8 protein-coding genes are annotated in these 6713 nt (G+C 55.2%); all 8 read right to left on the bottom strand.

Annotated elements, in window-relative coordinates; all coding sequences use genetic code 11:
* Window positions 1-556 precede the first annotated feature (556 nt).
* Window positions 557-3802: a type I restriction endonuclease subunit R gene (locus LEP6406_RS0206765; RefSeq protein WP_008316599.1), complete on the bottom strand. Its 3246-nt coding sequence runs from the start codon at window positions 3800-3802 to the stop codon at window positions 557-559.
* Window positions 3803-3945: 143 nt separating this feature from the next.
* Window positions 3946-4362 (bottom strand): type II toxin-antitoxin system VapC family toxin, encoded by a 417-nt coding sequence (locus tag LEP6406_RS0206760; protein WP_008316598.1) that lies wholly within the window; start codon window positions 4360-4362, stop codon window positions 3946-3948.
* Window positions 4349-4609 (bottom strand): hypothetical protein, encoded by a 261-nt coding sequence (locus LEP6406_RS0206755; RefSeq protein ID WP_008316597.1) that lies wholly within the window; start codon window positions 4607-4609, stop codon window positions 4349-4351. Before LEP6406_RS0206755 ends, LEP6406_RS0206760 begins: the two co-directional genes overlap by 14 nt.
* Window positions 4610-4797: 188 nt before the next feature.
* On the bottom strand, window positions 4798-4995 hold the full coding sequence (locus LEP6406_RS0206750; RefSeq protein WP_008316596.1) for a hypothetical protein: 198 nt from the start codon (window positions 4993-4995) through the stop codon (window positions 4798-4800).
* A 223-nt stretch (window positions 4996-5218) separates the two neighbouring features.
* On the bottom strand, window positions 5219-5446 hold the full coding sequence (locus LEP6406_RS0206745) for a hypothetical protein (RefSeq protein ID WP_008316595.1): 228 nt from the start codon (window positions 5444-5446) through the stop codon (window positions 5219-5221).
* On the bottom strand, window positions 5434-5745 hold the full coding sequence (locus tag LEP6406_RS0206740; protein ID WP_008316594.1) for a hypothetical protein: 312 nt from the start codon (window positions 5743-5745) through the stop codon (window positions 5434-5436). The genes LEP6406_RS0206745 and LEP6406_RS0206740 overlap by 13 nt, the downstream gene beginning before the upstream one ends.
* Window positions 5738-5965 carry a restriction endonuclease subunit S domain-containing protein gene (locus LEP6406_RS35450; RefSeq protein WP_263971142.1) on the bottom strand — a complete coding sequence of 76 codons (228 nt, stop codon included), beginning with the start codon at window positions 5963-5965 and terminating at the stop codon, window positions 5738-5740. Before LEP6406_RS35450 ends, LEP6406_RS0206740 begins: the two co-directional genes overlap by 8 nt.
* 93 nt (window positions 5966-6058) lie before the next feature.
* A partial coding sequence (locus LEP6406_RS26880; RefSeq protein WP_155834780.1) for a transposase occupies window positions 6059-6713 on the bottom strand: 655 nt, incomplete at its 5' end.

Genomic DNA, 6713 nt, shown 5'->3' with positions numbered 1-6713 from the left:
GCCTCCGGCATGGCTACGCTAGGGCGGAGTCTGACCGGAGGGCATAGGATGCTTGCCCTTGTGGCGGGTGACCGATGTGGGGGAGTGGGGGAGTGATGGGGTGATGGGGTGATGGGGTGGCAGGAGTTTTGAGTTTTGAGTTTTGAGTTTTGAATTGAATTTCCCGTAGGGGCGCGGTTTCCGCGCCCAATGCAGGGAGTGGCAGGTGACAGGTGACAGGGAAGAACCGTGGGGGCGGGTTTAGCTTGTGTCTACTGGGAAATCCCAAATGGGAGGCTCAAAACCCGCCCTACCTGGTCGCCGGGTGATTGGTATTGGGGTATTGGGGTGTTGGGGTGTTGGGGTATTGGGGGAATTTTGAATTTTGAATTCAATTTCCCGTTGGGGCAATCCCTGCCCTTTGGCATAGGGCTTAGGGTGGGTAGGGGCGCGGCTTCCGCACCCAATGCAGGGGATGACAGGTAACAGGGGTTAGCTGAAATAGGCTTCCTACAAGGAATTCCTTTTCATCCTGCTACGCACGGGCACAAACCTACATCCTTACGGTCTTTCTCCACTAGCTGCATATCACATCAATATCACTCTTCTGCCGCAACGGGCGGTTAGCAGCGGTCACGATTTTCAGCACCAACAGAGCAAACTGATGCCCTGATTTCGCATTATCCAGCACTTCTAGAGAGAGCTTCTCATAGTCGGTCATCGCATCGAGCACCATATCCAGCACTCGTTTAGGAAACAAGCCGTGCATCACCTGCTCCGGCGTATGGTTATTGATCTGAGCCATCACATCCTCCTGGCGGCTGACGCGATCAGCAATATCATTCAGGAACTTAACCTGGTCGTCATCACTGACCTCTGCGCCAAACAGCTCGTTGAGGGCCTGAATGATTGCCGAGAGGCGCTGTTTTTCAGGATCATGGGCTTGGCCAGTGCCGATCGCGCTCCCCGGTTTGAGAGGATACTGCCCTTGGTTGTCCGCCAGCCGCAACTGCTGTTCTGCTCGCTTTGTCAGCCGATAATGGGTCAGCGCCAGCTCAGAGATATCAACATCTTCTTGATCAAGACGATCACGGCGCAGCAGGGGATAGAGGTGCTTAGCATAGACACAAAGCTGTTCTAGCTCCCGGTCTTCGTAATCGACGATTTGGGAGAGAAACTCGTACAGCCGCACAAAGCTCTGGAGATTCTTTTTGAACAGGTCGAGCTGGTCAAGTTGTTCCCCTGCGGCTTTTAACTCAGACTCCGCCTGTTTCATAGCGGCGCTGTTGCCGTGGGTGGTGGCGGCGCGTTTCTGCTCTAGGGCTTGGCGGCGAGCGGTTTCCCCTAGCTTGTAGCGCTGCTTAAAGCGATCGACAGCGGGCTGACAATGGTACTTGAGTTTGGCATTGGCGGCCTTGGAGTCAAAAAAGGCCAGGGCAAAGGCTTCTACCTCCTGCCAGTGGTAGATACCTTCGCCATCGAGGGTGGTTTGCAGGTCGTAGAGAATCTGCGGGTCGGACACGTCCGCTAGTTCAGCCCGGTTGTAATAGGGCAAAAAAGCGTCGAGGATGTCCTGGGAATCGTTAAAGAAGTCGAGGATGAAGGTGGCTTTGCCGAGAAAGATGCGGTTGAGGCGCGACAGGGTTTGCACACAGTCCACGCCATGCAGTTTTTTGTCTACATACATGGCGCAGAGCTTGGGCTGATCGAAGCCAGTTTGATATTTGTTGGCCACAATTAAGACGTTGTAGTCATCGGTATCAAAAGCTTTGGCCAGGTCGCGCCCGTTCAGGTCAGGATTCAGCCAACTGCTGGTCTCAGACACCTCTTCGGGGATGACGTTGTCCGGCGGTACTTGCCCAGAAAACGCCACCAGGGGATGCACGTCGCCATAGCCTTTTTCTTGGATGTAGGCTTTGAGGGCCAACTGGTAGCGCACCGCTTCTTGACGGCTGCCAGTAACCACCATGGCCTTGGCCTGACCATTGAGTCGGTGCCGCACATGCTCCCGAAAGTGCTCGACAATCACCTCAACTTTTTGGCTGATGTTGTAGGGATGCAAACGCACCCAGCGGGCCAGCTTGGTGCGGGCTTTTTTAGAGTCAACTTCCTCATCTACCGCTGTCTCGTCAGAGGCAGGATGGGCAATCTTCCAGGCGGTGGCGTAGGTGGTGTAGTTCAGCAGCACATCGAGAATAAAGCCCTCTTCGATCGCCTGCCGCATGGAATAGAGATGAAAGGGTTCGGGCTTGTTGTCGGCACTGGCGGGCTGCTGGGGATTGGGCGGACGGCCAAACAGCTCTAAGGTTTTGGCTTTGGGCGTGGCGGTAAAGGCATAGTAGCTGATGCGATCGTTGGGGCCACGGGCCTGCACAGCAGCATCCATCAGGTCTTCGGCGCTAATTGCCTCCGGGTCGGCCCCGTCGCCGCTCGTTTCCCTGGCCAAAATGGCTTTGAGTTTGCTGGCGGCGGAGCCGGTCTGGGAGGAGTGGGCCTCGTCGGCGATGACGGCATAGCGGCCACTGGCCAGGGCCGGGTATTTATCCAGCGCATCAAACAGGGCCGGAAAGGTCTGGATGGTCACGATAATAATCCGGGTTTGGGCGGCCAGAGCCTCCGCCAGTTGCTCAGATTTGCTTTGGCTGGTGCCATCGCGGGTAATGGGCACGACCACACCCTGGGCGTGCTCAAACTGGTAAATGGTGTCTTGCAACTGGCTGTCGAGGATGGTGCGATCGGTGATGACGATGACCGAGCTAAACAGCTTATTGCCCGCCTCATCATCGGTATCGGCGTAGAGGGCAGCGAGCTGGTGGGCGACCCAGGCGATGGAGTTGGACTTACCCGACCCGGCACTGTGCTGAACCAAATACCGCTGCCCCACTCCTTCGCGGCGGGTGGCGTCGATCAGACGGTTGACCACTTGCCACTGGTGGTAGCGGGGGAAGATTAGGGTCTCTTTGGTGGTGCGGGTGCCGTCGAAGTGTTCGATGGGTTTCTGCTCAAGGTGCAGGAAGCGACCCAGCACCTTGAGCCAAGCATCGGGCTGAAACAGTTGTTCCCATAGATAGCTGGTGGCGTAGGAATTTTCGTCAGCAGGGGATGGATTCCCGGCACCGCCATCGGCACTGCCCTGGTTAAAGGGCAAGAAAAAGGTATCTTTACCCGCTAATTTAGTGGTCATAGCCACTTCTTGCTGGCTGACGGCAAAGTGAACCAGGGCACCGCGCTTAAAGGTCAGCAGGGGTTCGGCTTTGCGGGTGAGGGGGTCTTTGGTGGGCCGGTCTTGGCAATACTGGCGTTTGGCGTTTTCGAGGGATTGTTTGAACTCGCTCTTGAGTTCGAGGGTGGCGGTGGGGATGCCGTTGACGAATAGCACTAGATCAAGGCGGGGGTTGTAGCTGTTGCTGGAGTCTGGGCCGGGTCGGGCATGGGGCGAGTAGGAGACTTCGGGCACGACGCGCAGGCGGTTGGCCTGGTAGCGGGCCTGGGTGTCGGGGTTCATGGCGTGGTCGGGCTTAAAGCTGCACAGCTCGACTTTGACGCCGGGGAGTTTATAGCCGTGGCGCAGCACATCGAGGGTGCCGCTGTGCTCTAGGGCGCGGACAGTTTTTTGAATCAGCACGCTGGCGGGGTCGCTGGGGTTAGCTTTGCAGAGTTTTTGCCAGCGATCGGGCCAAGCGGTTTGAAAGTAGGCTAGAAGGTCTTCGGTGTAGAGGGCGGTGGTGGGGTTGTAGCCTGCGGCGGTGCCGACGAGCCAGCCCTGGGCCGCCAGGGCGTTGAGAATATCTTGCTGGAAGGCGAGTTCTTTACTGTCGGCCATGGGGCTTCCACGGGGGCGGGTCAGATGTGCTGCGGTTCTGGGACTCTCTCGTATGCGATGGGCTAGGCCCAACCTACAGCATTTTTAGCGTTCCCAATGTGGAAGGAAAGTGATCCGGCGCACCCCTGTATTAACTCTTTAATCTAGAGCAGCAGATTTTGAAAGGGCTGTGTGTTTGTCCAGCGATAGGTGTTGAAGTCGCGCTGATCGACGGAAAGGATGCGCCCATGGCCCAGATGCTCGGCCAGGATAACCAGGGATGCATCCGCCAAGTCCATCGGTAAATCGCGGTATTGATCCATGAGCTGGATGACGCGAGGGCAGTGCTCCTGAGTTAAGTCAAATACTTGCAGCGCACTGACGGAAACCTTGTTCAGAAAAGCCTTGGGGGCATCAGTGCCAACTCTTTGCTGTAAGAGGTAGCAGGTTTCTGTAATCACACACCAGGTCGTGATGAAGCCTTCTTGTTTGAATTCAGCAAACCTGATCTTGGCCTGTTGGTGCATATCATCGCGTTTGTTAGCCAGGGCTAACCAAAAGCCAGTATCAGTGATTACCATATTTTTGTGCCCACCCCTCTGCCAGATAGGTCTTGTAATTAACTGATAGATCTTCTTCAGCCTCTACACAGCCGATGAGGTCAGACCAATCTGCAATGTCGGAGGTAGGGGATGATTCTGTGACAGAGGGAGTTTCGGAGGACACAAGGCTCCCTTTTTTGAGTAGCTGAACGAATTGTGCCACCAAGTCAAGAGCCTCTTGGGGCAGGGTCTGGATGTCTTGTTGAATTTGTTCGCGGGTTGTCATGACTAGGATTATTCAAAATATGCAGCGCGTTGGGCTCGTAAGGTGTCGATGGGTGCATCCCACTTTTACTCGTTAAGGGGGTAATTAAAAGGTCTTGGGATGGATGTGTTGAGCTAACGACAACGGCAGGTCTAACCTTTGAGCTTGATAAATCAGAGAATGGATATCGCACCAAAATAACGTCGTATTTAGAGTAGCTGGGAATACACGTCATCCTCGGCGTTGTTCCAGACTGCGTTGAGCGAATTTTGGCTAGCCTGTAGCCAAAATTCGGCTTCATCGTCGGGAAATAGAGTGACGAGTACCCTGGTACCTTCGGGTAGCTCGGTCGAGTCGATTAGCTCTATTTTTCCCTGTCGAACTGTAGCCCAGAGGGTTTTGATCATGGCGTTCACCTCAAAACATCTAGTGGGATCATAGCGACTGGCCCCGCCGCAGTCGGTAACCTGACTGGGTGGTCAGCTATGGACGGGCTCTAGGGTGGGGGCAGGGGCAGCGCTGGCGGGGGCTTGCCAGCTTCGGACATCGATCTTTCCCGTCACGGCAGCGGAGATCAGGGTGAGCGGCGTTCTTGGAGGAGCGAGAACGTTGGCACGATGCCAGGGTTTGCTAGGCGGCAGACTGAGCGGTGCCAATTTCAACGTTAACGGAGTCAAACCGGGCGTCGCCAGGTTTGTAAGCCAGCAGTTCCATGCCGATGGGTTCGCCGCTATCGGCATCTTTAATCAAAATGATGCCATTCCCTAGCTCGGTACAGAGTTGATTAGGGCGGGGGCTTTGCCAAAAGACGGTCAGCAGTTCCATCTCTGGTTCATAAAAGACTTTTATTTGGGCCATAGCACGACTCCTTCTTTGATGGCATCGGTTTGATAGGCCGTAATGAGAAACCCTTCTCCATTTAAGCGCCGAGCAACGGCAACCACCCAGCGCTGGGGTCTCCGCAGGCAATAAAACAGCAAGATCCCCTCGTCTCGACTGCTCTGGCGGATTTCGTCGGGGGCTTGCAAGGCTTGGTGTACCAGGTCTTCGAGACTGGCAATATCGGGATGCTTGATGATGAGGGTTTGCCAATAGGCGTTGGTGGTTCTGACACTAAAGCCGAGAGGGGTGGCAATATCAAAGCGCATGTCAGCCATGGACGGGCTCTAGGGTGGGGGCAGGGGCAGCGCTGGCGGGGGCTTGCCAGCCTCGGACATCGATCTTGCCTGTCACCGCAGCGGAGATCAGAGCAGAGCGGCGTTCTTGGAGGAGTGCAACTTGTTGGCAGGCAAGGTTTGTCAGGCTGTCATATTGCTCAGAAATTTTCTCGACTTGCTCCAAAATCATTTCCTGCTCAACTTTTGGAGGTGTGGGCAATCGAATTCTTCCAAGGATTTCAGGATTCAAGTTATCCATAGTTGAACCTTTTGAACAACACTTCGGACAGATTTAGGCGGCTATAGCTCCAGCTTAGGCGGCTATAGCCCCGTAATTTAGGAGGCTCTGGTAGTTGGGGTGGGATTTAATCAAAGTTGGCTCTAGGTCGAACATGGCCGTAAATAGGTCGAGAAGATGTTGATTGAGGGCTTGCCGTTTGAAAGAGGCCATGGAGAAGCTGACAGGTTCAGCGGATTCAGCTCCCGATTGAGTAGATTGCAGTGCTGCTTTGGCCAAATTGAGGGCCATCAAGCTGGCATTGACATGGGAGTCGAGCGCCTCGGGAGACCGGGCCTGGCAGTCCGCTAGTCCTGTGAATTGACGGGCATCGCGGAAGATGAATTCAATTTGAAACCGAGCAGCGTAGCAGCGATAGAGATGGATGGGGTCAATGTCAATGTCGGTGGAGAAGAGGACGACATAACTCTGCCGTCCGTCCTGCTCTTTCAGCAGATAGGCTAAGCGGATGCGGCGCTTGAGAGAGACCGACCAGACGACAGCCGTGTAGAGAGAGACCCCATTTTCTAGGGTCTCGACGAACGTGAAGCGACTGGGGTCGGCCAGATTCACCTTGTCGCCATAGCGACGGCGGTTACCCCGCCGCTTCTGGGGGCCATCATAGAGAAATTTGAGGTTGGCATCGCTGCGTAGCCGCCCAATGGACTGGAAACCCAACTGCACCACTCCC

Origin of the sequence: Leptolyngbya sp. PCC 6406, assembly GCF_000332095.2 — a bacterium.
GTDB lineage: Bacteria > Cyanobacteriota > Cyanobacteriia > Phormidesmidales > Phormidesmidaceae > PCC-6406.
Note: the sequence above shows the minus strand (reverse complement) of the source record. Positions and strands in the feature narration are given on the sequence as shown.

Excerpts from the sequence above, each read along its gene's own strand:
- LEP6406_RS0206765 (WP_008316599.1), bottom strand. The coding sequence starts at position 3,802 with ATGGCCGACAGTAAAGAACTCGCCTTCCAGCAAGATATTCTCAACGCC.
- LEP6406_RS0206760 (WP_008316598.1), bottom strand. The coding sequence starts at position 4,362 with ATGGTAATCACTGATACTGGCTTTTGGTTAGCCCTGGCTAACAAACGC.
- LEP6406_RS0206755 (WP_008316597.1), bottom strand. The coding sequence starts at position 4,609 with ATGACAACCCGCGAACAAATTCAACAAGACATCCAGACCCTGCCCCAA.
- LEP6406_RS0206750 (WP_008316596.1), bottom strand. The coding sequence starts at position 4,995 with ATGATCAAAACCCTCTGGGCTACAGTTCGACAGGGAAAAATAGAGCTA.
- LEP6406_RS0206745 (WP_008316595.1), bottom strand. The coding sequence starts at position 5,446 with ATGGCCCAAATAAAAGTCTTTTATGAACCAGAGATGGAACTGCTGACC.
- LEP6406_RS0206740 (WP_008316594.1), bottom strand. The coding sequence starts at position 5,745 with ATGGCTGACATGCGCTTTGATATTGCCACCCCTCTCGGCTTTAGTGTC.